Consider the following 25,801-nt stretch of genomic DNA (forward strand, 5'->3'; position numbering starts at 1 on the left):
GCCCTGCATCATGGCGACACTTCTCGATCCGCACGCGCGTGGACGCGTCATCCTGGTCGGTGCCGGCCCCGGCGACCCAGGCCTGCTCACCGTTCGCGCGGTCGACGCGCTGAAAAGCGCCGACGTCGTCGTGCATGACGGGTTGATCGACCCGGCGGTGCTCGACATCGCGCCGGCCGATGCGCACCGCATCTCGGTCGCCAAGCGGCGCAGCAAGCACACTTTGTCGCAGGACGCGATCAACGCGCTGATCGTCGCGCATGTGAAGGCCGGCTCGATCGTCGTGCGGCTGAAGGGCGGCGATCCGTTCATCTTCGGCCGCGGCGGCGAAGAGGTGGAAGCGGTGCGCGCCGCCGGCCTGCCGGTCGAGGTCATTCCCGGCGTGTCGGCTGCGCTCGGTTGCGCGGCGGAAGCGATGCTGCCCCTCACCCATCGCGATCATTCGTCCGCGGTCAGCTTCGTCGCCGGCCAGTGCAAGGGCCTGGCCGATCAGAATTGGTCGGGGCTAGCTGGCAAAGGCCGTACGCTCGTCATCTATATGGGCGTCGCGACCTGCCCGGATATCGCCGACAAGTTGATGGCCGATGGCGTCGCGCCCGATATGCCGGTCGCGGTGCTGGAGCGCGGGACGCTGGTCGGGCATCGCGCGATCAAGACATTGCTCGCCGACCTTGGCCCGATGGTCGAGCGCGAGAAGGTGCAGAGCCCGGCGATCATTGTCGTCGGTGAAGTCGTCGAGCTGTCCGATGCCGAGGACAAGCTCGCACGCTGGGCGAAGATGGCGGAGGCTGCGGCGTGAAGATCTTGACGGGTAACGATCTGCCGACCGGCGACGTGATCTGGTGGACCGGCAGCGGCTGGTCGCGCCATATCGAGGATGCCGCCGATGTTGGCGATCAGGGCGACGCGATCCTGCAGGCCGAGGACGGCGCACGCCGCGTCAACGGCGGCTATATCATCGACGCCACTCCAACATCGGAAGGACCCCGCCCCGCGCATATCAAGGACCGCATTCGCGCCCTGGGCCCGACCGTGCGGCCCGATCTGACGCTTAAGCCAAGCGATCCCAACGCCGGTAACTGGGTTATCTGATGTACAAATACGACCAATATGACCAGGCGATCGTCGATGCGCGGGTCGACGAATTCCGCGATCAGGTGCGCCGCCGTCTCGCCGGGCAGATCACCGAGGACCAGTTCAAGCCGCTGCGGTTGATGAACGGCCTCTATCTCCAGCTCCACGCCTATATGCTGCGCGTAGCGGTGCCCTATGGCACGCTCGACGGCCGTCAGATGCGAATGCTCGGGCATATCGCGCGCAAATACGATCGCGGTTACGGCCATTTCACCACGCGTCAGAACATCCAGTACAATTGGATCAAGCTGGAGGACGCGCCGGATATCCTCGCCGACCTCGCGACGGTCGAGATGCACGCGATCCAGACCAGCGGCAATTGCATCCGCAATATCTCGTCGGACCAGTTCGCCGGGGCCGCCGCGGACGAGATCGCCGACCCACGCCCCTGGGCCGAATTGCTCCGCCAGTGGAGCAGTTTCCACCCCGAATTCAGCTATCTGCCGCGCAAGTTCAAGATCGCTGTGATCGCGGCGCCGGAAGATCGGGCGGCGATGCGGCTGCACGATATCGGCATCGAGCTGGTCAAGCGCGACGGTGCGCTCGGCGCCCGCATCTTCGTCGGTGGCGGCATGGGCCGCACCCCGATGATCGCTCCCGAAATCAAGGACTTCGTCGCCGCCGACGATCTGATGAGCTATCTCGAGGCGTGCCTGCGCGTCTACAATCGCTACGGCCGGCGCGACAATATCTACAAGGCGCGTATCAAGATCCTGATCCACGAACTCGGTGCGGACGAGTATCGACGCCAGGTCGAGCAGGAGTTCGCATTGGTCAAGGCGCTGGGCATCGATCCGCCCGCAGCCGAACTCGAGCGCATCACCGCCTTTTTCGCGCCGCCGGCGTTCGAAGCTGGCGCCAGCGACGCCATCGACCGCAGCGACCCCGATTTCGCGGTCTGGCTCGACCAGAACGTCAAGCCGCACAAGCAGCCGGGCTATGCAATCGTCAATATCAGCCTGAAGCCGGTCGGCGGCATTCCCGGCGACGCCTCGGCCGACCAGATCGACGTCATGGCCGATCTCGCCGAGCGTTATTCGTTCGACGAGCTACGCGTCACCCACGCGCAGAACATCGTCCTGCCGCACGTCCGCAAGGCCGACCTCTATACGGTGTGGCAGAGACTGTCCGACGCCAAGCTTGCCGACGCCAATCTCGATTTGATCAGCGACATCATTGCCTGCCCCGGCCTCGATTATTGCAGCCTGGCCAATGCGCGCTCGATCCCGGTCGCACAGAAAATCGCGACGCGTTTCGCCGATCTCGGTCGCCAGCGCGAACTGGGCGAATTGAAGCTCAAGATCTCTGGCTGCATCAATGCCTGCGGGCACCATCATGCCGGGCACATCGGCATATTGGGCGTCGATAAGAAAGGCACCGAGAATTATCAGCTTTTGCTGGGCGGATCGGGCGCCGAAGACGCAAGCCTGGGTAAGATCACCGGTCCCGGCTTCAGCGAGGATGGCATCGTCGATGCGGTCGAGCGCGTGACCGACAAATATCTTCAAGTGCGCGATGACGGGGAACGCTTCCTCGATACCTACCGTCGCGTCGGCATCGACCCATTCAAGGAGGCGATCTATGGCTGACGACCTGCTGCGCTTCCGCGATGACGAAGCGCATGACGAACCAGCGGTGACGCTCGATTCGTTCCTCGCCGATCAGACCAACGCGACCGCGGTGCGGCTCGAATCGGGCGATGACGCGCGCGCGCTGATTCCCTTTCTCGATCGCCTGTCGCTGATCGAGGTATCCTTCCCCGTCTATCGCGACGGTCGCGGCTATTCGTCGGCGCGCGTCCTGCGCGAGGCGGGCTATGTGGGCGAACTCCGCGCCGCCGGCGACGTGCTGGTCGACCAGGTGCCGTTCATGCGTCGCTGCGGCTTCGACAGCTTCGCACCCGAAGCGCCGATCGATCCAGCGGTGCTCAAGACGTCGCTCGATCGTTACCAATACCATTATCAACCTGCCGCCGACGGCGCGGTGCCGGTATGGAAATTGCGGCATGGGTGAAGCGCTGCGCAAGATCGACGTGATCGACACTTCCCCGGCCTTTACCCAGGCCGATGCGGACGCGCTCAACGCGCGGTTCGCCGGGGTCGACACGCTCGACATGCTGAAAGTGTTGTTTGCCGAGGGGATCCTTGGCAACACGGCCGTGGTGTCGTCGTTCGGCACCGAAAGCGCGGTGCTGCTCCACCTCATCGCGCGGGCTAATCCGGCGACGCCGGTAGTGTTCGTCGACACGCTCAAGATGTTCCCGGAAACCCTCGACTATCGCGATCTCCTGATGGAGACGTTCGGGCTGTCCGACAGCCGCACGGTCAAGCCCGACCCGGTCGTGCTCGCCGCCAGGGACGCGCAGGAATTGCGCTGGTCCTACGATCCCGACGGCTGCTGCGAGATCCGCAAGGTCGAGCCGCTGAAGCGCGCCAAGGCCGGGCTCGACAGCTGGATTTCAGGCCGCAAGGCGTTCCAGTCGCAAACCCGCCAGAACATCGCGCGGTTCGAGATCGAGGACGGCCGGCTCAAGGTCAATCCGCTCGGCGATTGGGTGAAGGCCGATCTCGACGCCTATTTCGCCGAATACGATCTGCCCCGCCACCCGCTCGAGGCGGACGGCTATCCGTCGATCGGCTGCCAGCCCTGCACGTCGAAAGTGCTGCCGGGCGAGGATCCGCGCGCGGGCCGCTGGCGCGGCTGGGAAAAGACCGAATGCGGGATCCACGTGCCCGAAAAGCCAGGCGAAGAGCCGGTTTTCTAAATATCGCCACCCCAGCGAAAGCTGGGGTCTCCAGCCGTATCGCGATACCGTTTGAGATCCCAGCTTTCGCTGGGATGACGGTTATGGGGCGAAAGCGCAATATTGCCCGAGACCGCAGCTTTCGCTGGGGTGACGAGCTGGCTTTCGCTGGGCTTACGGACTATTCATAATCCGGGCTGGCATAGTCCCCGGCGTAGTCGCTGAACAACGTATATTGAGGTTCGAACCGCAGGATGACCTTGCCGGTCGATCCGTGACGCTGTTTCGCGACGATCAGTTCAGCCAGTCCATGGACGCGCTCCATTTCCTGGCCCCATTTCGTATAGTCCTCGAACACCTTGGCGTCGTCGCCATCGACCGGTCTCTTGGGCTCCCGCGCGGCGACGTAATAATCCTCGCGATAAACGAACAGCACGACGTCGGCGTCCTGCTCGATCGATCCCGATTCGCGCAGATCGCTCAATTGCGGGCGTTTGTCCTCGCGGCTTTCGACCTGACGACTGAGCTGCGACAGCGCCAGCACCGGCACGTTAAGATCCTTCGCCAAGGTCTTCAACCCGCGGCTGATCTCCGAAATCTCCTGCACGCGGTTGTCGCTCGCGCGCGAACCGCTGCCCGACAGCAGCTGGAGATAGTCGACTACCACCATCCCGATGCCATTTTCGCCGTGGCGCCGCTGCAATCGTCGCATCCGCGTATGAAGTTGCCCGATCGTCAGGCCGGCGGTGTCGTCGATCACGAATGGCAGGTTCTGCAATTCGCCGGCGGTCACTACCAACCGATCCATGTCCGCCTGGCTGATCTTGCCCATGCGCAGTTCCTGGCTCGAGATGCGCGACTGTTCAGCCAGCACGCGCGTCGCGAGCTGATCGGCCGACATTTCGAGGCTGAAGAACGCTACCTTGGCACCGATCCGTTGCTTGGGATCGATCCCGTCCTGCTCGTCCTGCATGTAGCGCTGCGCCGCGTTGAACGCGATATTAGTGGCTAGCGACGTTTTGCCCATGCCCGGTCGCCCCGCCAGAATGATCAAGTCGGAGCGATGGAAGCCGCCCATCTTGCCGTTGACCGAGCTGAGGCCGGTGGTGACCCCCGACACGCCGCCGCCCGAATTGAGCGCGCGGTCGGCCATCGCCACCGCCAATGTCGAGGCCTGGGCGAAGGTCTTGACCGATGCCTCGCTGCCGCCGTCGCCGGCGACCTTGAACAATTCCTCTTCGGCCGCTTCGATCTGCGCGCGCGGATTGACCTCTTGCGACGTGTCCATCGCCTTGTCGACCAGCTCGCGACCGACCCCGACCAAGGTGCGCAGCAGCGCCAAGTCATAGATTTGCTGGGCGAATTGCCGCGCGCCGATCAACCCCGCGCCCGACCCAGTCAGCCGCGCCAGATAGCCCGGCCCACCCAATTCCTTCATCGCCGGATCGGCTTCGAACATCGGCCGCAGGCTGACCGGCGTCGCCGGCATCTGGGCATCGACCATCTTCTTGATCGCGCCGAAAATCCGCCCGTGCAGCGGCTCGAAGAAATGATCGGGCGTCAGCTTGTCGATTTCCTCGGCAATGCGGTTGTCGATCATCATCGCGCCGAGCAAGGCGGCTTCCGCCTCGACGTTCTGCGGAAGCGAGGGCGTCTCCGCCCCCGGCAAGGAATGAATCGCTGTCGCCATGGCGCCCTTCTACGCCACTCCCCCGCCGGGACAAAGCCAGCAGCGCTGTGGATAATCGCATTGGATGGGGATAAGCGCGGTCCGTGGCGGATCATCGCATCAAGGACATCACGCTCGACGACCGCACGATCGTGTGGCGCAGCGCGGACGTCGAACAGGAACGCCGCATCGCGATCTTCGATCTGCTCGAGGACAATGCCTTCCGCCCGTTGCGCGACTATCCCGACGGCTATGCCGGTCCCTATGTCCTCCATCTCGGGGTCGAGGAAGGCCGACTCGTGCTCGCGCTGTCACGCAAGGACGGCTCGCCGCTCGAAACATTGATCCTCTCGCTCGGCACGCTCAGACGGCCGATCAAGGATTATTTCGCGATCTGCGACAGTTATTACGAAGCGATCCGCAACGCCACGCCGCAGCAGATCGAGACGGTAGACATGGCCCGACGCGGCATCCACAATGATGCCGCCGAGCTCTTGAAGGAGCGGCTGGGGGGCAAGATCGACGTCGATTTCAACACCGCGCGGCGGCTGTTCACGCTGATCTGCGTGCTGCACATCCGCGCGTGATGCGGCGCCTGGCATTGCCGGTCGGCCTGGCGGTCGCGATGCTCGCGCTGGCTGGCGCGCTGTATCTGGTCGCGCGCGACTGGCGTCCATCGGCCAGCGATTATCAATTCCAGGGCGTCGACGTGTCGGACGCCAATGGCACGGTCGACTGGAACGCGGTCAAGGCGGCCGGCGCCGATTTCGGCTATGCCCGAGCGACGCTGGGCGGCGACCGCGACCCGCGGTTCGAGGATAATTGGCACGGCATCGCGGACGCAGGCATGCGCCGCGGCGCGATCCACGCCTGGTCACTGTGCCGGCTCGCCGCCGACCAGGCGAACAACTTCAACACCACCGTGCCCAAAGCGGACGACGCCTTGCCGCCGGCGGTCGAGATGGATTTCATCGATGGCTGCAACGACCGGCCGTCGCGCGATGTCGTGCTGGAAGAACTCAAACGCTTCATCATCATGGTCGAAGCGCATACCGAGCGCCCCGTGCTGCTACTCGTATCGAAGCGGTTCGAAGCGAATTACGACGTGACGTCGGCGCTCGACCGCCCCATCTGGAGCGCACAGAACTTCTTCCCGCCGGATTATGCCGCGCGGCCATGGCGGATGTGGCGGGCGAGCGATATGCGGCGCATCGATGGGGTCGAAGGGCCGGTCAGTTGGGACGTGGTGACGAAATGAACGATACGGATATGGCCGAACGCCTGATCGAGGCGGCGCGCGGCGCGGCGGCGAATGCCTGGGCACCCTATTCGCGCTTCTCGGTCGGCGCGGCGCTGCTGATGGCCGACGGCAGCGTCGTCACCGGCGCCAATGTCGAGAATTCGAGCTACGGCCTGTCGCTCTGCGCCGAGACGGTGGCGGTGGCGAAGGCCAGTGCCGACGGCCGGATGCGCGACGTCGTCGCGGTCGGCATCGTCGGCGGCATGACCGGCCAGGAGGGGGTCGAGCCGATCCTGCCCTGCGGCCGCTGCCGCCAGGTGCTCAACGAAGCCGCGCAGGCGGGCCGCCGCGATCTCGCAATCTGGTGCTCGGGGCTGACCGGCGGTCCGATTGCCAGCTACACGCTGGCAGAATTGCTGCCGCACGCATTCGGGCCCGCCAATCTCGGCATTGCCTGAGCAGGACACCCCTCCCTGCCAGGGAGGGTCCATCTGCGTCCTACCGTACCGTCCGCGTGACCTTGCCGGCGGCGTCGCGCAACTCGACGCTCGGCGTGCCGTCTTTCCCGACCCCGAGCGTCAGGCGCGGCCTGCCCTGCGGATCGCTCAGCACAAGCGCGACCGTGCCGTCCGTCGATCGGCCGAGCCATGCCCGCCGTGCGTTGCTGAACCCCGCTTTGGCGAGCAGTGCGTCGCGATCCGGCCCCGCCACCATGGTCCGGGCCTTGAGCCCCGCCGCAACATCCATCGGCGCATCGGGACGGTCGTTGATCGCGAGTCCGACATGACGGTCCTTGCCGTCCTCCATACTGATCAATTGCAGCGTCTGATCCTGATGATAGCGATCGAAGGTGAAGCTGCCGCCATTGGTCGGTTTTCCGTCCTTCAACCCGCCGTCGAACACCAGCCCGCCATTCTCGTCGCCCTGGTCGTTGTAGAAGATCATCCCGGCTTCGGGCCGATTGGGATGCGGATATTCCTTGCCACCATAGATGAGGCCGGGGATCAGCGCGTGGTTGGAGATGGCGAGCCGCAGGGTCCCGTCGGGCTCGCGCACATTGATCCGCTCGACGTCGATCGTATCGAACTTGGCCGCCGCGGGTGCCACCGCCGCCAATGCCAGCCACGCCGTCGCCAGGGTCATCACCGCGGCATAGCCGCCAATCGCGCGCGAGGGATCGATCCGCATTCTGTCGTCTCCGTGGATTTCGCCAGCGCTGGGTACCGCGCCTCTTGCCCGATCGCTTTATTGCCGCGAAAGCTGCTGGCGAACAGGGAGTAGAGAATGGCGATCCTTTCCGACCGTTGGATTCGCGAGCAGGCGACGCAGCACGGCATGATCGAGCCGTTCGTCGAAGCACAGCGGCGCGAGGGATGCATCAGCTACGGCCTGTCCTCTTATGGCTATGACGCGCGCGTCGCCGACGAATTCAAGATCTTCACCAACGTCGATTCGGCGACGGTCGATCCCAAGGATTTCGCCGCGAACAGCTTTGTCGACCGCAAGACCGATTGCTGCATCATCCCGCCGAATAGTTTCGCCCTGGCGCGAACCGTCGAATATTTCCGCGTACCGCGCGACGTGCTGGTGATCTGCCTGGGCAAGTCGACCTATGCGCGATGCGGCATCATCGTGAACGTCACCCCGCTGGAGCCGGAATGGGAAGGCCATGTGACGCTCGAATTCTCCAACACCACCCCGCTGCCGGCCAAGATATACGCCAATGAGGGCGCGTGCCAGTTCCTGTTCCTGCAGGGCAACGAGCCCTGCGAGACGAGCTATGCCGACCGCGCGGGCAAATATATGGGGCAACGCGGGGTGACTTTGCCGCGGCTCTGAGCGCGGATAAGACATCCGCCAATCCTTAGCGGGCGTAAAGTGTTGAAGCCCGTGGCAAAGCCTGCTGTATGCGTGTATTGCTATAGCAATACACAAAGGAGAGAGCGACGATGTTGCGGCGCCTGAGCTTGTCGATCGCCGTTGCCGGCGCAACGGTCGCGATCGCCCCTGTTGCTGCACAATCGACGTCATCCCCAATGTCGCCGGACGAGCGAGCCGTACGCGAGGCCGATGATGCCTTCTGGCGCGCCTTCAACGCCTGCGACGCCGCCGCCATGACCCCATTTCTCGCGGACGATGTTGAATTCTATCATGACATGACCGGTCTGACCCGCTCGCGCGAAGCGGTTGCCGCCTCTTTGATGAAGGGACCGTGCGGTACTCCCCACCTGCGCATGCGTCGGGAGCTGGTTGCACCAAGCCTGCTTTATCAGGCGATACCGAGCTATGGCGCCATGCTGGCCGGCGAGCATCTCATTTATGCAAAGCAAGGAGATGCGCCCGAGAAGGCCGCGACCAATGCGCGGTTCCTGGTGATCTGGAAGCTTCAGTCCGGCCGTTGGCTGATGACGCGAATCGTCAGCTACGACCACCGCCCTGTGCCCTATCGCCCAGCGGCAACGGCGCTCTCGATTCCGCCCGATGTGTTGAAACGCTATGTCGGTCGCTACCGCACCGGGGCTGGCGATGTGGACGTCGCCGTCGAGAATGATCGGCTCGTGCTCCGGTCCGGCGGTCTTCGGGTTACGCTTGCCGCCAGCGCGCCCAACCGATTCTTCGCGCTGGAGCGCGATCTACGTATCGATTTTGCGGACACGGACGCGCCTGCGATCAAGATCGAGGAGAACGGCGCCGTCGTCGCAGAGGGCCCGCGCTACCCCGGACCAAGGACCCGGCGCCGATTATCGCACCGATCTCCGCGTGTCCGGCATCAAGCGCCGAATGCGATGGGATCATGATCGATTCGCGCCTAAGCGAGTTCATGTCCGAACCACTAACGACGATCGAACGCGCCATCCAATTGGCGCAGTCAGGTGACTGCAGCTCCGTGAACGACGTGCGCCAACGGTTGCGGCGCGAAGGCTATATCGGCATCGGAGCCGAACTGGCGGGCGTCGCAATCAACCGCGAGTTGGTCGACTATCTCCATGCTGCGCGGCATTAGGCCCGATCGGATTATCAGCCCGCATCCTAAATCGAACAGGCCAGCACAGTTCACCGACCAACGAAAAGGGGCGACCGCTTGCGCGACCGCCCCTTTCGACGAAATCGATGCCCTGAAGCGTCAGAATTCGTTCGCGTATTGCTCGTTGCCGATGAAGCCGAGCTTGCTGATCCCGGAGCGCTTGATGACCGCCAGGACCTTGTCGACCTTCTCGTAGCGCGCGTCCGGAAGCGGCTGGAAGTGCAGCTCCGGTTCGGGCTGGATCTGCAGGGTCGCCTGCAGATATTGGTCGAGCTGTTCGTCGCTCGTCACCGGCGTGCCGTTCCACGTCACATTGTCGTTCGCGTCGATGATGATCTTGTTCTTCTGCGCGTCAACCGGCGGCGGGTTGTTCGCCTGGTTGACGGGAAGGTCGACCTTCACCGCGTGCGTCTGGACCGGGATGGTGATGATGAACATGATGAGGAGCACGAGCAAGACGTCGATCAACGGCGTCATGTTCATATCCATCATCGGGGCGCCATCATCCCTGCCGCCACTCATTGCCATGATTCAAAACTCCTGAGCTAGCGAGACGGTTAGGACGCCGCGGCGGACCCGTCCTTGGGGGGAGGCTGCGAGATGAAGCCGACCTTGATGAAGCCCGAGGACTGCATCGTGTAGATCGCCGCGCCGATGCACTTGTACGGAACGTTGACGTCGCCGCGGATGTGCACTTCGGGGATCTTCTCGGGGTCGATCGGACCGGCCGCCCTGAGACGTTCGATATCGGCCTGCATTTTCTTCGTCGCCCTTTCGAGCAGCTCTTTGTGCGTCATCCGGGTCATGCCCCAATAGATGCCGCACTGACCCGCGTCGTCGGACACGATCGACAGATTGACATTTTCCGGCTTCGTCTGCGTCACGTCGTACTTAACTTCTGGCAGCTTCAGCTTCACATTTTGCACCACGACCGGAACCGTGATGATGAAGATGATCAGAAGCACCAACATGACGTCGACGAGCGGCGTCGTGTTGATGTCCGACATCGGCGTTTCGGAGGAGCCTCCGGTGCTAATAGCCATTAAGCATTCCTATCCTTACTTCGTGCGTCCAGGCCATGGCCCGGACGTCTGGCGGAACAGGGCACCGCGCCCGTTCCGCCATCACGTGCTTACGGCTTGGTGGTAACGCCACCCGCCTGACCGGCGGTGGTCGTCACCGGCTTGGCCGGTGTCGTCGCGGCGGCGGCCGGCTTGCGAACCGCGGCGCTGGGCTTCACCGCGCCGTTCGACGCGAGGTAGCCGAGGACGTCGTTCGCGAACGCGCTGAGCGCTTCCTGGATCGCCTTGTTGCGGCGCTGCAGGAAGTTGTAGCCGAGCACCGCGGGAACCGCGACGACCAGACCGAAGGCAGTCATGATCAGCGCCTCACCGACCGGGCCGGCGACCTTGTCGATCGAGGCCTGACCAGCAGCAGCGATGCCGAGCAGCGCCTTGTAGATGCCGACCACGGTACCGAACAGCCCGATGAACGGCGCCGTCGCGCCGACCGTCGCGAGGAAGGCGAGACCGCCGCCGAGCGCCGAGTTGATCGCATCCTCCGAGCGCTGCAGCGAGCCGTGCAGCCAGTCGTGCGCCTCGACCGGATCGGTCAGCCTTGCATGCTGTTCCTGCGCGGCCAGGCCGTCATCGACCAGCTGCTTGTAAGCCGAGTTCTTCTCGAGCTTGGCGGCACCTTCGCGCAGCGAGTTCGAGTTCCAGAACGTGGCGCGCACGCGGCGGCCCTGGTTGATGATCTTCTGCTGCTCGAACACCTTGGTGAAGAAAATGTAGAGCGTGAAGAACAGCATGATCAGCAGAATGCCCGCGGTGGCATAGGAAATGGCGCCGCCTTCGTGCAGCGCGTTCCAGAAGCCGAACTGTTCCTGGGCGGCACCGGCCGCACCAGCGTTAAGGATGGAGATGCTCATTCGGATGCTTCCTCTAAAAATATCGTCTCAAGATACAACCCGGCCGGCGCCCGGGTTTCCGGGCGCCGGCGTGAAAAAAGTCATTCGTCCTTCAGCGTCCAGCGGATGCCGGGCAACGTATAGCTGTAAGGCTGAGCGTTACCTTCCGTATCCTTCTGCACGGTGAAGCGGCCACGACGCTGCGCGAGACGGCAGGTCGCGTCGTCGAGCGACGAGTTGCCGCTCGATGCGGTGACGCGACATCCGGCAACCTTGCCCGACGTATCGATGCTGAGCAGCACCGAAACACGGCCCGAGGCGCCAGCGCGCTTGGCGTCGGCAGGATAATCGTCGTCGGTAAACCAGCTACCGGGATTGCCCCTCGGCCCGCCTTTTACGGCTACGGGTTTGGGTGCAGGCGGCGCGGGTGGCTGCGGCGGCACGACCGGGGCCGGCGGCGTCACCGGGGGCGGCGGCTGCGGCACGTTGGTCGTCGCGATGTTGACCGGCGACTGCACCGGCGGCGTGATCGGCGGGATCACGACCTGAGTCGGCGGCGGCGGCAGATTCGGCTGGTCCGGCGGCGGGGGCGGCGGCTTGTCTGGCGGCGGCGGCGGTGGCGGCGGTGCCACGTCGAACGCGTTCAGTTTTTCAGCGGCCTTCTTGGCGAAATCTACCGCCAAGCCGGTCACGAAAGCATAACCGAATCCCGCAACGATCAGCGAAACAATGATAATCGCTACGATACGGCTGCCGGTTGTATCACGATCAGCGTATGACATTCAGAAACTCAACTCCTTCGTGTCCGACCCGCGAATGTCGCCAGACGTTAATCGTTCGGCAACGAACCCTTCGGCTAGCGCCAGATCGGGCAGAGCGCGAGTCTCTATCGTTACCCCTGCGACGACGCAAACGCTTTGTCGGGCGCAACAAACGTACAATCGCAGCATGGCAGAATTATTTCTGTAAAGGAACGTTCTGATCGCCTAACTCATTCGATATGTCACGCGTTCCCATGGCTCGATTCCTCTCTGTCCTGTTCATTGCGGGCGCCGCTCCGATGATACCGGTGTCAGCAACCAAAGTGCTCCCGCCGCCGCCTGTTTATCGTTATGCCGATATGGCTGATCTGGCGACGAAGGCGCCGGTGGTCGTGGACGCCACTATCACCGATGCCGCGAAGATCAAGCCGGCGGAGGCTACCGGGCTCGCGCCGGGGCAAATACGCTATTATCTCACGGTCACGATCAACGCGCTGATCCGCGCGCCGGGGGCGTTGCCGCCACAGATCGGCTATCTATACGACGCCCCGCTCGACGCCGCCGGCCGGCCACCCAAGTTGAAGAAAATGCGCGTGATTATCTTCGCGCGCGCGGTCGCTAACAGCCCCGACCAGCTTCAATTGGTGACCCCCGGCGCGCAGTTGCAATGGTCGCCGCAGACCGATGCAACGGTACGCAGACTGTCCGCCGATCTGGTTTCGCCAAAGGCGCCGCCCGCGATCGTCGGCATCTCCAACGCCTTCCATGCGGCAGGCACTCTTCCCGGCGAAGGAGAGACGCAGATCTTCCTCAAGACCACCGGACATCCGATCTCGCTCGGCATCCAGCGCAAACAGAATCAGGCGCCGGTATGGACGGTATCGCTGAGCGAAGTAGTGGAGGATGCCTTGCCGCCACCACAGCGTAACACATTCCTGTGGTACCGTCTGGCCTGCGGCCTGCCGGTCGAAATACCAGCCGACACGTTGACCGGACTCGACCCGGCCGACGCCGCGGCGATCCAGCAGGACTATGCGCTGGTCAAGCAAGGGCTCGGTCCCTGCCGAGCCGGAGCGAATCCGTCCTGACGGATTCGCTCCGCGATTTCCGAGCCGCCGATTGTTCCGATCGACTTGAAATCGCTCCTAGCGGCGATGGCGGACCAGGGTAATCCCGATCGATTCGCCGCCTTCGGAGATCGCCAGCTTGACGATCTTCACCTCGACGCGGGCGACGCGCTTGTCCTGCAGGAACAATGTCTCGCAAATGTGATCGGCGACGCCCTCGATCAGCGTGAAATGCACGCCCTCCGGCAGCGATCTGGTCGCAGCGTGTTTCAAATCGAGATAATTTTTCGACATGGAAAGCGGCGATTCGGGACCGAATCGACCCGGCAGGTCGAGATCGACCGTGATCGAGATGCGCAACGGCTGGGGAAGATGCGTTTCCTCGGAATAGATGCCGGTCAGCACCATTACCTCGATATCGTGCACTTCGAGTTGCAGCCGGTCTTCCAAGTCGCGTGATCCCATCTAAGGAGCGCGCCCCTGCCCGTCCCGGGGCCCGCGATCAACCCCTTGTGGCGCCGCGGCCTGCGCATTCGCCTTGTATTCAGCCGGGATGCCGATAAAGCGCCCGCCCCCGGGCGTATTGCCCGAGCGTTCGAGGAGACTCCGCCAAGTGACCGATTTCGTGCCGATCAACGCCATCGATCCCGCCGCCGTCGAGGCGTTGCTGGACCGTGCGTTCGGCCGAGACCGTCACGGCCGCACTGCCTATCGCCTGCGCGACGGCGTCGAATCGATTCCCGATCTCAGCTTCGCGGCGATCGAGGACGGCATGCTCGTCGGCACCATCCAATGCTGGCCGATTGCGCTCCGTGGCGACGACGGCAGCATTCACCCACTCGTCCTGGTCGGCCCGGTCGCGGTCGAGCCGTCGCGCCAACGCGGTGGACTGGGCAAGGAACTGGTCCACCAGGCGCTCGACGCCGCGCTCGAGCTCGATCTTGACGGCGCGATGATGCTGATCGGCGATCCGGAATATTATGGCCGCTTCTGGGGATTTTCCGCCGCAGCGACTGCGGGGTGGCGCCTGCCGGGGCCCGTGGAGGCGCATAGATTGCTCGCGCGCGGGTCAAACGTGCCCGCCATCGCGGGAGAGTTGGGGTCGCGCGTCAGCGTCGCGGTCTGACGTAGCGGGAAAACAGCCGTCGCCAGCCGGTCGTCACCCCCGGCTTGTTCCGGGGGCCAACGGGCGGCTGAGCGAAGGGCAAGAGACTAAAAGTCCGGTGCTCGCGGCACCTTGGGCCCCGGCACAAGGCCGGGGTGACGTGGGAGGAGTCATCATCCCGACCGCCATATGCCGGCTCGCGGTTGCAGCCCGATCTTCCCTGCCCTAGCGGTCATCGCATGCCGATGGCCCCGCCTCCCGATCTTGCCAGCCTGTCGCTCACAGACGTGGCGCGGCTCGTGGCGGAGAAGCGCCTGCCTCCGGTCGAGCAATGGAATCCCAGCCATTGCGGTAACAGCGACATGCGGATCGCGCGCGACGGAACCTGGTTCCACATGGGATCGCCGATCGGCCGGCAGGAAATGGTTCGGCTGTTTGCCACCATCCTGCGGCGCGAATCCGATGGCGGTTACGTGCTGGTCACGCCAGTCGAGAAGCTCGACATCGAGGTCGAGGACGCTCCCTTCCTCGCGGTCGAGATGAAGGCCGAAGGCGAAGGGCGCGACGCGGCGCTCGCTTTTCGCCTCAACACTGGCGAATTGGTCACCGCCGACGCCGGTCACGCGCTGCGATTCGAGCAGGGTGAAGACGGACCGCGCCCCTATCTCCACGTTCGTGGCGGGCTCGAGGCGCTGGTCGCACGATCGGTCTATTATGACATTGCCGAGCGGGCGCTGTCGGGCGACGACGATCCGCCGGGCGTGTGGAGCAACGGCGCCTTCTTCGCGCTGGAGTCCGACGCATGACGACGCTCGCCGAACGGCTGCGCCTCGCGCTCGACCATGTCCATCAGCCCGAATTGCTCCCCGGCGATCATCCCGGGATCGGGAGCACGCGCATGCCGGCCGCGGTGCTGGTCGCGGTGACCGATCGGCCCGAGCCCGGGCTGATCCTGACCCAGCGCACCGAAAGCCTGCGCCGCCATGCCGGACAGGTCGCCTTTCCCGGTGGCCGGATCGATCCTGGTGACCTCGACGCAGCCGATGCGGCATTGCGCGAGGCAGAGGAGGAAATCGCCTTGCCCCGCGCCGCCGTCACCTTGATCGGCGAGGCGGATCGCTACCTCACGGTCACCGGATTCGAGGTGATCCCAGTGGTCGGTGTGGTCCCGCCCGATCTCGATTATCACCCTAACGAGGCCGAAGTCGCCGACGTGTTCGAAGTGCCGCTGGCGTTCGTGCTCGATCCCGCCAATCAACTTCGCGCCAGTGCGGAATGGCAGGGCCGGACACGCTATTTCTACGAAATCCGCTGGGGCGAACGCCGCATCTGGGGCGCGACGGCGGCGATGCTGGTCAATCTGTCACGGCGGCTGCGATGGGCGGCATGACGTTGCTTCCTCCGGCAGAGTGGCGCGATCGCCCCGGTCTCGCTCGGTTGGTCGCGGCGCTCGGCGCCGACAATGCGCGGATCGTCGGCGGCGCGGTGCGCGACACGCTATTGGGAATCGAGACCGCCGATATCGACCTCGCCACTCCGCATGACCCGCGCATGGTAATCCAATTGCTCGAAGCCGCCGGAATCAAGGCGGTTCCGACCGGGATCGACCATGGCACGATCACTGCGGTGTCGCGCGATGAAGTGTACGAAGTCACCACCTTGCGGCGCGATGTCACCACCGACGGCCGCCGTGCGACAGTCGCCTTTACCGACGATTGGCGCGAGGACGCAGCACGGCGCGATTTCACGATCAACGCGCTCTATGCCGATCCCGCAACTGGCGAGATCCACGATTATTTCGACGGGATCGCCGATCTCGACGCGCGCCACGTCCGCTTCATCGGCGACCCCTATCGCCGCATCGCCGAGGATCATCTGCGCATCCTGCGCTTCTTCCGCTTCCTCGCGCGGTTCGGCGATATCGCCGACCCCGACGGTTTGCAGGCCTGTACCGAGCGCGCCAATGACCTGATGGCGCTGTCACGCGAACGCATCGCCAACGAATTGCTGCGCCTGCTCGTGGCGCCGCGCGCGGTCGAGGTCATCACGCTGATGATCGAGCGCGGCGTGTTCGTCCCCGTCTTGCCCGAAATCGTCGGCATCGCGCGTCTCGCCGATCTGGCGAGAAGAGAAGCCGATAGTGGGATCGCTCCCGATCCGATCCGCCGGCTGGCCGCATTGCTGCCCGCCGATCCTGCCGTCGCGGCGAGCGTCGGCGCGCGGCTGAAGCTATCGAACAAACAACGCCAGCGGCTGGAAAGTGCGACACTGCCGATCGATGCCGATCCGCACACGCTGGCCTATCGGCTGGGCACCGAGTTCGCGGTCGATCGGCTGTTGCTGTCGGGTGGCGACGCTGCGGCGATCCGCGACTGGGTGCGGCCAAGGCTGCCCATGTCGGGCGGACAGCTCGTCGCCAAGGGGCTGAAAGCCGGACCCGATGTGGCGAAGACCTTGCGGGCAATCGAGGATCGCTGGATCGCCGAGCACTTCCCCGATGCCGCGCGTGTCGCCGCGATCACCGACGAAGAAGTCGCTCAGAGTCTGTTTGAAAACTCGCGAAAGAGCGAGTTTTGAGACCGCACCAGCCCGCTCCCCCACCCGACCTCCCAATCAGGGTATTCTATGGGAGGTCGGGTGGGGGAGCGGGCTGGTGCCGCGAAACGCGCCCTCAGCGCGTTTTCAAACAGACTCTCAGGCCCTCGACGCGACCAGATAGGCATAGGCCTCGTCGGCCTCGAGCGGCTTGGCGTAGACGAATCCCTGGCCATAGGTGCAACCCAATGCCGCCAAGGTCTGCGCCAGCTCGTTGGTCTCGATCCCTTCCGCGGTGGTTTCCTTGCCGAGCGCCTGGGCCAGGCTGAGGATCGCGCGAACGATCGCCACCTTGTCGCGGTCGGCGAGCATCCCGGTCACGAAACTGCGGTCCATCTTGAGCACGTCGATCGGCAGTTTCTGAAGATAGGCCAGGTTCGAATAGCCCGTGCCGAAATCGTCCATCGCCAGGGTCGCGCCCAGGCTCTTGAGCTGATGCATGGTCTCAGCGACGCGCTCGGGATCGGAGATCAGCGCGCTTTCGGTGAGCTCGAGCGTGAAGCGGCTACCGGTCAGCTGATTGCGCAGCAGCGCCTGCTCGACCGCCGGCGCGATATCGTCGCGCTGCAGCTGGATCGCCGACAGATTGACCGCGACGCGCACGCCGCAGTCGCCGCCCGCGCGGATATCCCATGACCGGAGCGTCCGCGCCGCCTCCTCGATCGCCCAGCGGCCGAGCGGAACGATCAGTCCCGATTCCTCGGCGACCGGAATGAAGTCGGCGGGCGAATGTTCATGGCCGTGTTCGTCGGTCCAGCGCGCGAGCGATTCGAACGCAACGACCTGGCCGGTCGCGAGATCGCAAATCGGATGATAGGTCAGCCGCATCGCGCCATTTTCGATCGCGCGGCGCAGCTCGGTCTCGATGCCGAATTGCTCGCGCGCGATATCTAGCGCCTGGGTCTGGTAATATTCGGCCTGGCCCGACGTCTTGGAGCGTTTGACGGCGAAATGGGCGTGGCGGATCAGATCCTCTGAATCCTCCACCGCATCCGACCCGAACGCGATGCCGATCGAGCACGACACGCGGATTTCGAAGTCCGACATACGGAACGGCGTCGCCAGCGTCTCCTGAATCCGACGAACGACCTGTTCGGCTTCCGCCTCGCTCTCTTCGAGCGCGAGCAGGATGCCGAATTCGTCGCCGCCGGTGCGCGCCAGCATGTCCGACGCCCGCAACGCGCCCTTGAGGCGCCGCGCGAGTGTGATCAGCAATTCGTCGCCTGCCATCGACCCCATACAGGCATTGACCCGGCTGAACCGGTCTAGGTCGATGATCAACACCGCGTAGCGCGCGCCACCGCCCTCGGCGATCCGCTCCTCAAGCAATTCGCTGAAGCCGCTGCGATTGGGCAGACCGGTCAGGCTGTCGGTGATCATCTCGCGGCGCAAATTGCGCGCGGTCCGCAATTCGCCGGTATGGTCGACCAGGGTGGCGAAGCAATAAGACGATGCCGACGAGCGCCGCGCCAGGGTGACGCGGAAATGGCGGCAATCGACCGCGTCGCCGAATTCCCAGGTGAACTCGTCGTTCACGGCCTCCCCCGCCAGGAACGTCGCGATCCGCTCGCCCAAGGCGGCGATCAGCGGCGCTTCACCCGCGGTATTGCCCAGTCCGGCGGCGCGAAAGGCGCGGTTCGCGGCGGCCACGATAACAGCATTGTCGGGGCGCCCGACAAGAGCCAACGGCACCGGGATCAGTTCGATCGATGCGGCGATTCCGGCGATCTCGTCGGGGCGCAGCACGACCGCCGCCGATTCGACGGGCACGGCTTTAGCGGCCTTCGCGCGAGACAATCCGAGCGCCATTGCGACCCGCTTAGGCGGGATTGGTTAAAGCGCGCTGAAGCTTGCCCCGGTTTCAGCCACTTGGGGGTGGCTGGCGGAGCGACATTCTAGCCCTCTCCCGTTTACGGGAGAGGGTTGGGTGAGGGTCTTCTTTCTTCTTTTTTCGTCCGCCGCTTGGAAGAAGAAAGAAGACCCTCACCCTCCCGCTTCGCGGGTCCCTCCCTCTCCCGCAAGCGGGAGAGGGGTTAAATCAAAACCTGTTGTCGCGCGGGAACCCTGTCGGTGGCATTCGCCCCGCAGCGCCGCGCGCGGTGCGCCACGGCTGCAGGTCGGTTTCGGTGCGCGTGCGGCCGCTCTCGCCGCCCATCGCCCAGCTCAGCCCCTCGGCGAACTTGAATGTGACCGCGTCCGACAGCCCGCCGTCGCGATAGCGCTGCAGCTGGACGCCTTGCCCCTTGGCTAGTTCGGCGACTTCCGACAGCGGGAATACCAGCATCTTGCGGTTGTCGCCGATCGCCGCGACGTAATCGTCCTCGCCGGCGATCGGCCGGACGATCTTGAGCTTGGCGCCGGCCCGCGGCGTCACCACCGCCTTGCCCTTGCGCGTCTCGGCGATCGCGTCGGCGGCCTTGAGCACGAAACCACGGCCATCGGATGCCGCGACCAGCAATTTCTCCGCCTCGCTCGCGCGCAGCAACGCGGCGATCCCGGCCTCTCCGTCGAGGTCGATCATCAGCCGCACCGGCTCGCCGAAGCCGCGTCCGCCGGGCAGCCTGTCGGCGGCGAGCGTGTAGAACCGCCCCGTTTCGGCAGCGAGCAGCAATTTGTCGGTTGTCTGGGCGTGGAAGGCGAAGCGCGGGCCGTCGCCTTCCTTGAACTTCATCGCATCGGCCGAGGCGAGCTCGACATGGCCCTTCATCGCGCGGATCCAGCCGCGCTGCGACAGGATCACGGTGATCGGCTCGCGCTCGATCATCGCCTCGAGCGGGATTTCGCGCGCCGGCGCGGCTTCCTCAATCTTGGTCCGCCGCCTGCCGAGCGCGGTTTCGGGGCCGTAGCGGTCGCGAACCTTGCCGAGGTCGCGCTTCAACCGCGTGCGTTGCCGCTGGTCGGACGAGAGCAGCAGGTCGAGCTCGGCCTTTTCCTTCTCGAGTCCCTCGCGCTCCTTGCGCAGCTCCATTTCCTCGAGTTTGCGCAAGCTGCGCAGCCGCATGTTGAGGATGGCTTCGGCCTGACGGTCGGTCAGCTCGAACTCGGCGATCATCACCGGCTTGGGCTCGTCTTCGGTGCGGATGATCTCGATCACGCGATCGAGGTTGAGATAGGCGATGATATAGCCGTCGAGCAGTTCGAGCCGGTCGGCGATCTTGTCGAGCCGATGCTGCGACCGGCGGCGCAGCACGATGAACTGGTGGTCGACCCAGGATTGCAGCGCTTCCTTGAGGCTCATCACGCGCGGCGTTCGCGTCGCATCCAATACGTTCAAGTTCAGCGGAATGCGCGTTTCGAGATCGGACAGCCGGTACAGGCTTTCGATCAGCGTGTCGGAATCGACGGTACGGCTGCGCGGTTCGAGCACGATGCGCAAATCCTCGGCGGATTCGTCGCGGACATCGGCCAGGATCGGCAAGCGCTTGTCGTTGACCAGGTCGGCGATGCCCTCGATCAACTTGCCCTTGGACACGCCGTACGGAATTTCGGTCACGACGAGATGCCAGCCGCCACCCTTTTCATTGACCCGCTCGATCGTCGCGCGCGTCCGGAACGAGCCGCGGCCCGTCGCATAGGCCTCGGCGATCGCCGCAGGGCTGTCGACGATGGCGCCACCGGTCGGCAGGTCGGGACCCTTCACGTAATCGAGCACATTGGCGTCCGGATTGTCGATCAGCGCTATCGACGCATCGAGTAGTTCGGCGGCGTTGTGCGGCGGGATGCTGGTCGCCATGCCGACCGCGATGCCGGCGGCGCCATTGGCGAGCAGATTGGGGAAAGCGCCCGGCATCAGCTCGGGCTCATGGTCCTCGCCGTTATAGGTTGGGCGGAAACCGACCGCATCCTCGTCGAGGCCGTCCATCAGGTCGGTAGCGACCTGGGTCAGGCGCGCCTCGGTGTAGCGATAGGCGGCGGCGTTATCGCCATCGATATTGCCAAAATTGCCCTGCCCGTCGACCAGCGGATAACGCAGCGAGAAATCCTGCGCGAGCCGGACCATCGCGTCATAGACCGAGGCATCGCCATGCGGATGGTATTTGCCGATGACGTCGCCGACCACGCGCGCCGATTTCTTGTAGGCGCTGTTGGGATCCATCTTGAGCGTCCGCATCGCCCAGAGCAGGCGGCGGTGCACCGGCTTCAGCCCGTCGCGGACGTCGGGCAGCGAGCGCGCGGTGATCGTCGACAGTGCGTAGACGAGGTAGCGTTCGCTGAGCGCGCTATCGAACGGCGCGTCGAACACGCCCACGGAAGGATTGTCGGGAAGGTCGGTCGTCTCGGCTGCCATCCGAAAGCGGTTAGAGCCTATTTGCCCGAGAGGAAATATCGGGAACGAAGAAGGTGTGGATGGGTCCGGCCTCTAATTATGAGACGGCCCCGCCCCGCGCGCGTTCGAACTCGGCACGGCGGCGCTCGCCGCGCGCCTTTAGCAGATCGTGGCGCGATAAGATGCCCACCACCTTGCCGCTGGCGGGATCGACGATCGGCACGCGGCCAATTCCGGTTTCGACCATCAGATCGGCGACCTCTCCGATTGGCGAATGGCGATAGGCCATCGGTTGCGAGGCATCGGACAATTCGTCGGCGAGTGGCGTGTCGTCCTGACTACGCTCGACCTGCCAGCGCAAGGCGTCTGAGCGCGACACCAATCCGAGCAGCCGGTCGTCCTTCCCCACCACCGGATAGGAACGGTGCGTCGCATGATCGGCGAAGAACGCGACGACGTCACAGATCGGCATGTCGCCCGGCAAGGTCTCAGGATCCCGCGTCATCACTTGTTCCGCCTGGAGGAAATCGAGGGGGTCGACGGTATATTCCTGCAGGATATGGCGCCCGCGGCGTGCGATCTTCTCGGTCAGGATCGAACGGCGCATGATCAAGACGCTGACCGCATAGGCGCCGACCGAGGCAGCCGTCATTGCAGGCAGATCGGTAAAATGCCCGGTCACCTCGACCGCGAAGAAGGCGCCGGTCAGCGGCGCGCGCATCGCGCCGCTCATGATCCCGGCCATTCCTGCCATTGCCCAGAACCCCGCCGGCCCCGGCAGGAACTGTCCGAGTGCGACCCCGAGCGCGCCGCCCAAGATCAGCAACGGCGCGAGCACGCCGCCCGACGTTCCCGACCCAAGAGCGATCAGCCAGACCACAGCTTTGACCACCAGCAAGGCAAGCACGATGCGCAAGGTCATCGATCCGTCGAGCAAGGCCTGGATATTCGAATAGCCGGCGCCGAGCACATGCGCGTCGATCAGCCCACCCAGCCCGACGACGATACCGCCAAGCGCGGGCCACCAGAACCAGTGAACCGGCAGGCGGTGGAACAGATCCTCGACCTTGTAGAGCGCGACCGAGAGCAACGCCGCTTCGAGCCCGGCGAGAATTCCTGTGGCGAGCGACCCCGACGCCGCCTGCCACCAGTCGAGCGTGACCGCCGGGAACGGGAAGAGCGCGCCCGAACCGAGCAGCATCGGGCGGCAGGCGAAGGAAACCAGCACCGCGGTCACCACCGGCACGAAACTGCGCGGCTTCCATTCGAACAGCAGCACCTCGATCGCCAGCAGAATGGCGGCGAGCGGCGTGCCGAAAATGCCGGTCATGCCCGCCGCGGCGCCCGCCACCAGCAATGTCTTGCGCTCGGCGGCGCTCAGCCGGAAACGCTGCGCGAACAATGAGCCGATCGCCCCGCCGGTCATGATGATCGGCCCTTCGGCGCCGAATGGACCGCCGCTGCCGATCGAGATCGCCGAGGACAATGGCTTGAGCAACGCTACCTTCAGCGACAATCGGCTTTCGCCATAAAGGATCGCCTCGATCGCTTCGGGAATGCCATGGCCCTTGATCTTCTCCGATCCGAACCGTGCCATCAGCCCGATCAAGAGCCCGCCGATCACCGGGATCGCCACCGTCAACAGGCCGAGATGCGCGCTGGTGATATCCGTCGGGCTCGCCGACAATCGGCCGAACCAGAACAGGTTGGTCGCGATCGCGATCAGGCGGATCAACAGCCATGCCCCCAGCGCCGCGCCGATCCCGACCGGGATCGCAGCGGCGGTCAGCATGATCATGCGCAAATCGGCGCTGTGATCGCCTAAAGGACGCGCCTTGTCGGCGGACGTGAAATGGAGTGACATGGCGTCCTGTTTTGTAGGGAGACGCCGCGCAACTATATCGCGGCGCGACATAGTTCAATCGAGGATGACGAAACAATGTCGAGCGGGCACGAGTTGACCGACGCCGAATATGCCGCGCTGGCCGATTTTCGCCGCACGTTGCGCCAGTTCCAGGCGTTCAGCGAAGAGCGGGCAGCCGATTTCGGGCTGACGCCGCAACAGCATCAGGTGCTGCTCACCATCCGCGGCGCTTCCCCACGACCGGTCAGCATCGGCTATGTCGCCGAACGCCTGTTCGTGAAGCCGCATAGTGCGTCCGGGCTGATCGTGCGGCTGGAAACCTTGGGACTGATCGCACGCCGGCCATCACCGCATGACGGCCGTCAGGCCTTGCTCGAGTTGACCCCAAAGGCCCGCGAAATCCTCGAACGCTTATCGACGGTGCACCGCGACGAGATCGTCCGGATGCGGCCGATGCTGAAGCAGTTGCTCGATACGATCGCCTGACGCGCACTCTTGATTTATATCGCAATACGATATAAATTCCGACCAGGAGGATGGCCGGATGCAAATCTTGTTGGTGATCGTCGAATCGATAGGCCTGATCGTCGGCAGCGTCGCCGCCGCGATCCTGCTGTGCTGGTCGCTATGGCGCGCCTTCCGGCTGATCCGCCACCCCGCTTGGGGTCCCCCGATCGTCGTCGTGCCCGTCATCTTGTGGGCGGCCAACATGCTGCCGCGCAGCGAATTCCTGCGCATGACGTTGGTATTCGCGTTGCTGGCGGCCATTCCCTTCTGGATCGAGGGCCGCGCCTGGCGCCTGGCGTGGATCGAACGGCAACACCCCGGCGTCGACGATCCCCTGCACGGGTGAATGTTCGTGGAATATCGCTTGCTCTACCCAGTGCTTGCCGCCTGCATCGCACAGGATCGTGCACCACGACCGGGCGAACTGGAGCACGTCGCGCAACGGATCATGCGCGAAGGGTCGGTCGGCACGCCTGGCGCGCTTCTGGATCGCCGCATGGCGACCCGCGCGGCGCGCACCGCGCTGATCGGCGCGCCGAAGAGTTGACGCGAAGGAGAGGTCAGCGGATCGCGGCTACCATTTGATCTGGTTGCTCGACGGCGCTTTCCATTGATTGCTCGAAGGCGCTTTCAACTGCGTACTGACCGGGCCCTCGCCCTTGATCTGGCTGCTCGAGGGCGACTTCCACTGGTTGCTGACCGGCGCCTGACCCTTGACCTGTTCGCTCTTGATCTGGGTGCTGTCCGGCTTGTCCAGCCCGATCAGGACGCCTTGCGTCTCGCCCGTCGGTACGCCGGGCTGCTTTTGCGCCGCCGCGTCGGTTACGCCCAGCGACAAGCCCAGCATCGATACCGCCGCCGCCAGCGCAGGTTTCATGAGATCGGCCATGCCATCCTCCCTGCAAAGCGAGAGCGCACTCCGGGAGCGGAGAGCGGCTCTCGACCCTTGGAGGGATAGGCCCATGCCCTCCGACCGTATTGGCGGAATGCGACATGCCCCACGCGACGCGATCAGACCGGGCTCGGCATATCGCGGGCGAGTTCGTCGAGCAGCCATTCCCGGAAGCGACGGATCTTGGCGACGCCGCGCCGCGCTTCGGGATAGCAGAGCCAATAAGCGTAGCCGCGGGTCGAGACTTGATCGAACGGCCGCACCAATCGTCCGTCGGCCAAGTCGTTGCGCCAGAAGAAGGGCGTCAGCATCGCCATTCCCTGCCCCGCCATCGCGGCATGTCCTTCATGCGCCTGGCTGTCGAGGCGGACGCCGACGCGTGGCGGGCCATCGGGCACTTCCACCCCGGCCTCGCGTAGCCAGAACGGCCACCACGGATCGTGCGGGCTGATTTGCGGGATGCGCAGCATGTCCTCGACCGTGAACGGTCCGTGGCGCTTGAGGAATCCAGGCGAGCACATCGGCGTGAAATCGATCCGCACGAGCAACTCCTCGTGCAGCCCGTCCCATCCGCCCAGGCCGGCACGGATCGCGACATCGACGTCGTCGCTGGCAAAGTCCGCCAGCGCGTCGCTGGTCAGCAGGCGCACCGCCATTTCCGGATGGTTCATCTGGAAACTGCCGAGCCGCCAGGCGAGCCAGGTATTGGCGAAGGTGTTCGAGGTCGACACGGTCAGCACCGCCGCATCGTCCGCACGGATCGCGCCGAACGCGGCGTCGATCGCGTCGAAGGCGCGCGTGATCTGGGGCGCTGCCTTGCGGCCCGCATCGGTCAACACCACGCGGCGCTTTTCGCGGCGGAACAGCGGCGCGCCGAGCCGCTCTTCGAGCAATTTTACCTGATAGCTGACCGCTGCCTGGGTCATGCCGAGCTCATTCGCGGCGGCGGTGAAATTCTCGTGCCGCGCGGCGGCTTCGAACACGCGAACGGCGGCAAGGGGCGGCAGGCGGCGCATGAAACTT

General features: G+C 64.6%; 31 protein-coding genes. 19 read left to right on the plus strand and 12 right to left on the minus strand.

Going from position 1 to position 25,801, the window contains the following annotated elements:
- Positions 1 to 10 precede the first annotated feature (10 nt).
- From cobA to AC1DSD_RS08010, 5 genes are read left to right on the plus strand one after another with little or no spacing between them, the layout of a single operon-like run.
- Positions 11 to 799 (plus strand): uroporphyrinogen-III C-methyltransferase, encoded by a 789-nt coding sequence (gene cobA, locus AC1DSD_RS07990; protein ID WP_478029402.1) that lies wholly within the window; start codon positions 11 to 13, stop codon positions 797 to 799.
- A complete protein-coding gene (locus tag AC1DSD_RS07995; RefSeq protein ID WP_478029403.1) occupies positions 796 to 1,092 on the plus strand; it encodes a DUF2849 domain-containing protein in 297 nt (98 codons plus the stop codon). Before cobA ends, AC1DSD_RS07995 begins: the two co-directional genes overlap by 4 nt.
- The gene (locus AC1DSD_RS08000; RefSeq protein ID WP_478029405.1) at positions 1,092 to 2,723 is read left to right on the plus strand and encodes a nitrite/sulfite reductase; all 1,632 of its coding nucleotides are present in this window, start codon (positions 1,092 to 1,094) and stop codon (positions 2,721 to 2,723) included. Before AC1DSD_RS07995 ends, AC1DSD_RS08000 begins: the two co-directional genes overlap by 1 nt.
- Complete coding sequence (locus AC1DSD_RS08005; RefSeq protein ID WP_478029407.1) at positions 2,716 to 3,147, plus strand: DUF934 domain-containing protein; 432 nt, start codon at positions 2,716 to 2,718, stop codon at positions 3,145 to 3,147. The genes AC1DSD_RS08000 and AC1DSD_RS08005 overlap by 8 nt, the downstream gene beginning before the upstream one ends.
- A complete protein-coding gene (locus AC1DSD_RS08010) occupies positions 3,140 to 3,898 on the plus strand; it encodes a phosphoadenylyl-sulfate reductase (protein ID WP_478029409.1) in 759 nt (252 codons plus the stop codon). The genes AC1DSD_RS08005 and AC1DSD_RS08010 overlap by 8 nt, the downstream gene beginning before the upstream one ends.
- 160 nt (positions 3,899 to 4,058) lie before the next feature.
- Here the strand turns inward: AC1DSD_RS08010 and AC1DSD_RS08015 are convergent, their stop codons facing one another.
- The gene (locus AC1DSD_RS08015; RefSeq protein WP_478029410.1) at positions 4,059 to 5,567 is read right to left on the minus strand and encodes a replicative DNA helicase; all 1,509 of its coding nucleotides are present in this window, start codon (positions 5,565 to 5,567) and stop codon (positions 4,059 to 4,061) included.
- 83 nt (positions 5,568 to 5,650) lie between these two features.
- Between AC1DSD_RS08015 and AC1DSD_RS08020 the strand changes: the two genes are divergently transcribed.
- From AC1DSD_RS08020 to AC1DSD_RS08030, 3 genes are read left to right on the plus strand one after another with little or no spacing between them, the layout of a single operon-like run.
- Positions 5,651 to 6,133 (plus strand): UPF0262 family protein, encoded by a 483-nt coding sequence (locus AC1DSD_RS08020; RefSeq protein WP_478029412.1) that lies wholly within the window; start codon positions 5,651 to 5,653, stop codon positions 6,131 to 6,133.
- Positions 6,133 to 6,804: a GH25 family lysozyme gene (locus AC1DSD_RS08025; protein ID WP_478029547.1), complete on the plus strand. Its 672-nt coding sequence runs from the start codon at positions 6,133 to 6,135 to the stop codon at positions 6,802 to 6,804. The genes AC1DSD_RS08020 and AC1DSD_RS08025 overlap by 1 nt, the downstream gene beginning before the upstream one ends.
- Complete coding sequence (locus AC1DSD_RS08030; RefSeq protein WP_478029414.1) at positions 6,801 to 7,244, plus strand: cytidine deaminase; 444 nt, start codon at positions 6,801 to 6,803, stop codon at positions 7,242 to 7,244. Before AC1DSD_RS08025 ends, AC1DSD_RS08030 begins: the two co-directional genes overlap by 4 nt.
- Before the next feature lie 40 nt (positions 7,245 to 7,284).
- Here the strand turns inward: AC1DSD_RS08030 and AC1DSD_RS08035 are convergent, their stop codons facing one another.
- Positions 7,285 to 7,974: a hypothetical protein gene (locus AC1DSD_RS08035; protein WP_478029415.1), complete on the minus strand. Its 690-nt coding sequence runs from the start codon at positions 7,972 to 7,974 to the stop codon at positions 7,285 to 7,287.
- 96 nt (positions 7,975 to 8,070) lie between these two features.
- On the opposite strand from AC1DSD_RS08035, the gene dcd reads away from it, so the two are divergent.
- The 3 genes from dcd (at position 8,071) to AC1DSD_RS08050 (ending at position 9,790) form a co-directional block, all read left to right on the plus strand.
- Positions 8,071 to 8,625: a dCTP deaminase gene (gene dcd, locus AC1DSD_RS08040; protein ID WP_066824368.1), complete on the plus strand. Its 555-nt coding sequence runs from the start codon at positions 8,071 to 8,073 to the stop codon at positions 8,623 to 8,625.
- A gap of 110 nt (positions 8,626 to 8,735) precedes the next feature.
- Positions 8,736 to 9,584, plus strand: a complete 849-nt coding sequence (locus AC1DSD_RS08045; protein WP_478029417.1) for a nuclear transport factor 2 family protein — start codon at positions 8,736 to 8,738, stop codon at positions 9,582 to 9,584.
- Positions 9,581 to 9,790 (plus strand): hypothetical protein, encoded by a 210-nt coding sequence (locus AC1DSD_RS08050; RefSeq protein WP_478029419.1) that lies wholly within the window; start codon positions 9,581 to 9,583, stop codon positions 9,788 to 9,790. The genes AC1DSD_RS08045 and AC1DSD_RS08050 overlap by 4 nt, the downstream gene beginning before the upstream one ends.
- Positions 9,791 to 9,910: 120 nt before the next feature.
- Here the strand turns inward: AC1DSD_RS08050 and AC1DSD_RS08055 are convergent, their stop codons facing one another.
- From AC1DSD_RS08055 to AC1DSD_RS08070, 4 genes are all read right to left on the minus strand, one after another.
- A complete protein-coding gene (locus AC1DSD_RS08055) occupies positions 9,911 to 10,339 on the minus strand; it encodes an ExbD/TolR family protein (RefSeq protein ID WP_066806755.1) in 429 nt (142 codons plus the stop codon).
- 29 nt (positions 10,340 to 10,368) lie between these two features.
- Positions 10,369 to 10,854 (minus strand): ExbD/TolR family protein, encoded by a 486-nt coding sequence (locus tag AC1DSD_RS08060; RefSeq protein ID WP_478029421.1) that lies wholly within the window; start codon positions 10,852 to 10,854, stop codon positions 10,369 to 10,371.
- Between the two features lie 89 nt (positions 10,855 to 10,943).
- A complete protein-coding gene (locus AC1DSD_RS08065) occupies positions 10,944 to 11,741 on the minus strand; it encodes a MotA/TolQ/ExbB proton channel family protein (RefSeq protein ID WP_478029423.1) in 798 nt (265 codons plus the stop codon).
- An 80-nt stretch (positions 11,742 to 11,821) separates the two neighbouring features.
- The gene (locus tag AC1DSD_RS08070; RefSeq protein WP_478029425.1) at positions 11,822 to 12,502 is read right to left on the minus strand and encodes an energy transducer TonB; all 681 of its coding nucleotides are present in this window, start codon (positions 12,500 to 12,502) and stop codon (positions 11,822 to 11,824) included.
- Between the two features lie 371 nt (positions 12,503 to 12,873).
- On the opposite strand from AC1DSD_RS08070, the gene AC1DSD_RS08075 reads away from it, so the two are divergent.
- Positions 12,874 to 13,569, plus strand: a complete 696-nt coding sequence (locus AC1DSD_RS08075) for a hypothetical protein (RefSeq protein ID WP_478029427.1) — start codon at positions 12,874 to 12,876, stop codon at positions 13,567 to 13,569.
- A gap of 57 nt (positions 13,570 to 13,626) precedes the next feature.
- On the opposite strand, the gene AC1DSD_RS08080 is transcribed toward AC1DSD_RS08075, so the two are convergent.
- Entirely contained in the window at positions 13,627 to 13,998 is a 372-nt protein-coding gene (locus AC1DSD_RS08080) for a dihydroneopterin aldolase (protein WP_478029429.1), read from the minus strand.
- 163 nt (positions 13,999 to 14,161) lie between these two features.
- Here AC1DSD_RS08080 and AC1DSD_RS08085 point away from each other — a divergent pair, with 163 nt between their 5' ends.
- The 4 genes from AC1DSD_RS08085 to AC1DSD_RS08100 all read left to right on the plus strand — a co-directional run bounded on the left by AC1DSD_RS08085 (position 14,162) and on the right by AC1DSD_RS08100 (position 17,230).
- Complete coding sequence (locus AC1DSD_RS08085; protein WP_478029431.1) at positions 14,162 to 14,674, plus strand: GNAT family N-acetyltransferase; 513 nt, start codon at positions 14,162 to 14,164, stop codon at positions 14,672 to 14,674.
- A 218-nt stretch (positions 14,675 to 14,892) separates the two neighbouring features.
- Positions 14,893 to 15,459 carry a DUF1285 domain-containing protein gene (locus AC1DSD_RS08090; RefSeq protein WP_478029433.1) on the plus strand — a complete coding sequence of 189 codons (567 nt, stop codon included), beginning with the start codon at positions 14,893 to 14,895 and terminating at the stop codon, positions 15,457 to 15,459.
- Positions 15,456 to 16,043, plus strand: coding sequence for a CoA pyrophosphatase (locus AC1DSD_RS08095; protein ID WP_478029434.1), 588 nt, complete (start codon positions 15,456 to 15,458; stop codon positions 16,041 to 16,043). The genes AC1DSD_RS08090 and AC1DSD_RS08095 overlap by 4 nt, the downstream gene beginning before the upstream one ends.
- A complete protein-coding gene (locus AC1DSD_RS08100; RefSeq protein ID WP_478029435.1) occupies positions 16,031 to 17,230 on the plus strand; it encodes a CCA tRNA nucleotidyltransferase in 1,200 nt (399 codons plus the stop codon). The genes AC1DSD_RS08095 and AC1DSD_RS08100 overlap by 13 nt, the downstream gene beginning before the upstream one ends.
- 117 nt (positions 17,231 to 17,347) lie before the next feature.
- Here AC1DSD_RS08100 and AC1DSD_RS08105 read toward each other — a convergent pair whose 3' ends face one another.
- From AC1DSD_RS08105 to AC1DSD_RS08115, 3 genes are all read right to left on the minus strand, one after another.
- Positions 17,348 to 19,057, minus strand: a complete 1,710-nt coding sequence (locus tag AC1DSD_RS08105; RefSeq protein WP_478029436.1) for a putative bifunctional diguanylate cyclase/phosphodiesterase — start codon at positions 19,055 to 19,057, stop codon at positions 17,348 to 17,350.
- Between the two features lie 229 nt (positions 19,058 to 19,286).
- Positions 19,287 to 21,536, minus strand: a complete 2,250-nt coding sequence (gene parC, locus AC1DSD_RS08110) for a DNA topoisomerase IV subunit A (RefSeq protein WP_478029437.1) — start codon at positions 21,534 to 21,536, stop codon at positions 19,287 to 19,289.
- Between the two features lie 76 nt (positions 21,537 to 21,612).
- Positions 21,613 to 23,379, minus strand: coding sequence for a chloride channel protein (locus tag AC1DSD_RS08115; protein ID WP_478029438.1), 1,767 nt, complete (start codon positions 23,377 to 23,379; stop codon positions 21,613 to 21,615).
- Between the two features lie 75 nt (positions 23,380 to 23,454).
- Between AC1DSD_RS08115 and AC1DSD_RS08120 the strand changes: the two genes are divergently transcribed.
- The 3 genes from AC1DSD_RS08120 to AC1DSD_RS08130 are packed head-to-tail and all read left to right on the plus strand — an operon-like array spanning position 23,455 to position 24,433.
- Positions 23,455 to 23,865 (plus strand): MarR family winged helix-turn-helix transcriptional regulator, encoded by a 411-nt coding sequence (locus tag AC1DSD_RS08120; protein WP_478029439.1) that lies wholly within the window; start codon positions 23,455 to 23,457, stop codon positions 23,863 to 23,865.
- Between the two features lie 58 nt (positions 23,866 to 23,923).
- On the plus strand, positions 23,924 to 24,232 hold the full coding sequence (locus AC1DSD_RS08125) for a hypothetical protein (RefSeq protein WP_478029440.1): 309 nt from the start codon (positions 23,924 to 23,926) through the stop codon (positions 24,230 to 24,232).
- Positions 24,233 to 24,433: a hypothetical protein gene (locus AC1DSD_RS08130; protein WP_478029442.1), complete on the plus strand. Its 201-nt coding sequence runs from the start codon at positions 24,233 to 24,235 to the stop codon at positions 24,431 to 24,433. It abuts the gene before it with no gap.
- A gap of 27 nt (positions 24,434 to 24,460) precedes the next feature.
- Here the strand turns inward: AC1DSD_RS08130 and AC1DSD_RS08135 are convergent, their stop codons facing one another.
- Together AC1DSD_RS08135 and gcvA are read right to left on the minus strand one after the other, a co-directional pair.
- Positions 24,461 to 24,775: a hypothetical protein gene (locus AC1DSD_RS08135; RefSeq protein ID WP_478029444.1), complete on the minus strand. Its 315-nt coding sequence runs from the start codon at positions 24,773 to 24,775 to the stop codon at positions 24,461 to 24,463.
- Positions 24,776 to 24,897: 122 nt separating this feature from the next.
- The gene (gcvA, locus tag AC1DSD_RS08140; protein WP_478029445.1) at positions 24,898 to 25,794 is read right to left on the minus strand and encodes a transcriptional regulator GcvA; all 897 of its coding nucleotides are present in this window, start codon (positions 25,792 to 25,794) and stop codon (positions 24,898 to 24,900) included.
- Positions 25,795 to 25,801 lie beyond the last annotated feature (7 nt).

The sequence above is a fragment of the Sphingomonas sp. P4_D12 genome (genome assembly GCF_056401895.1).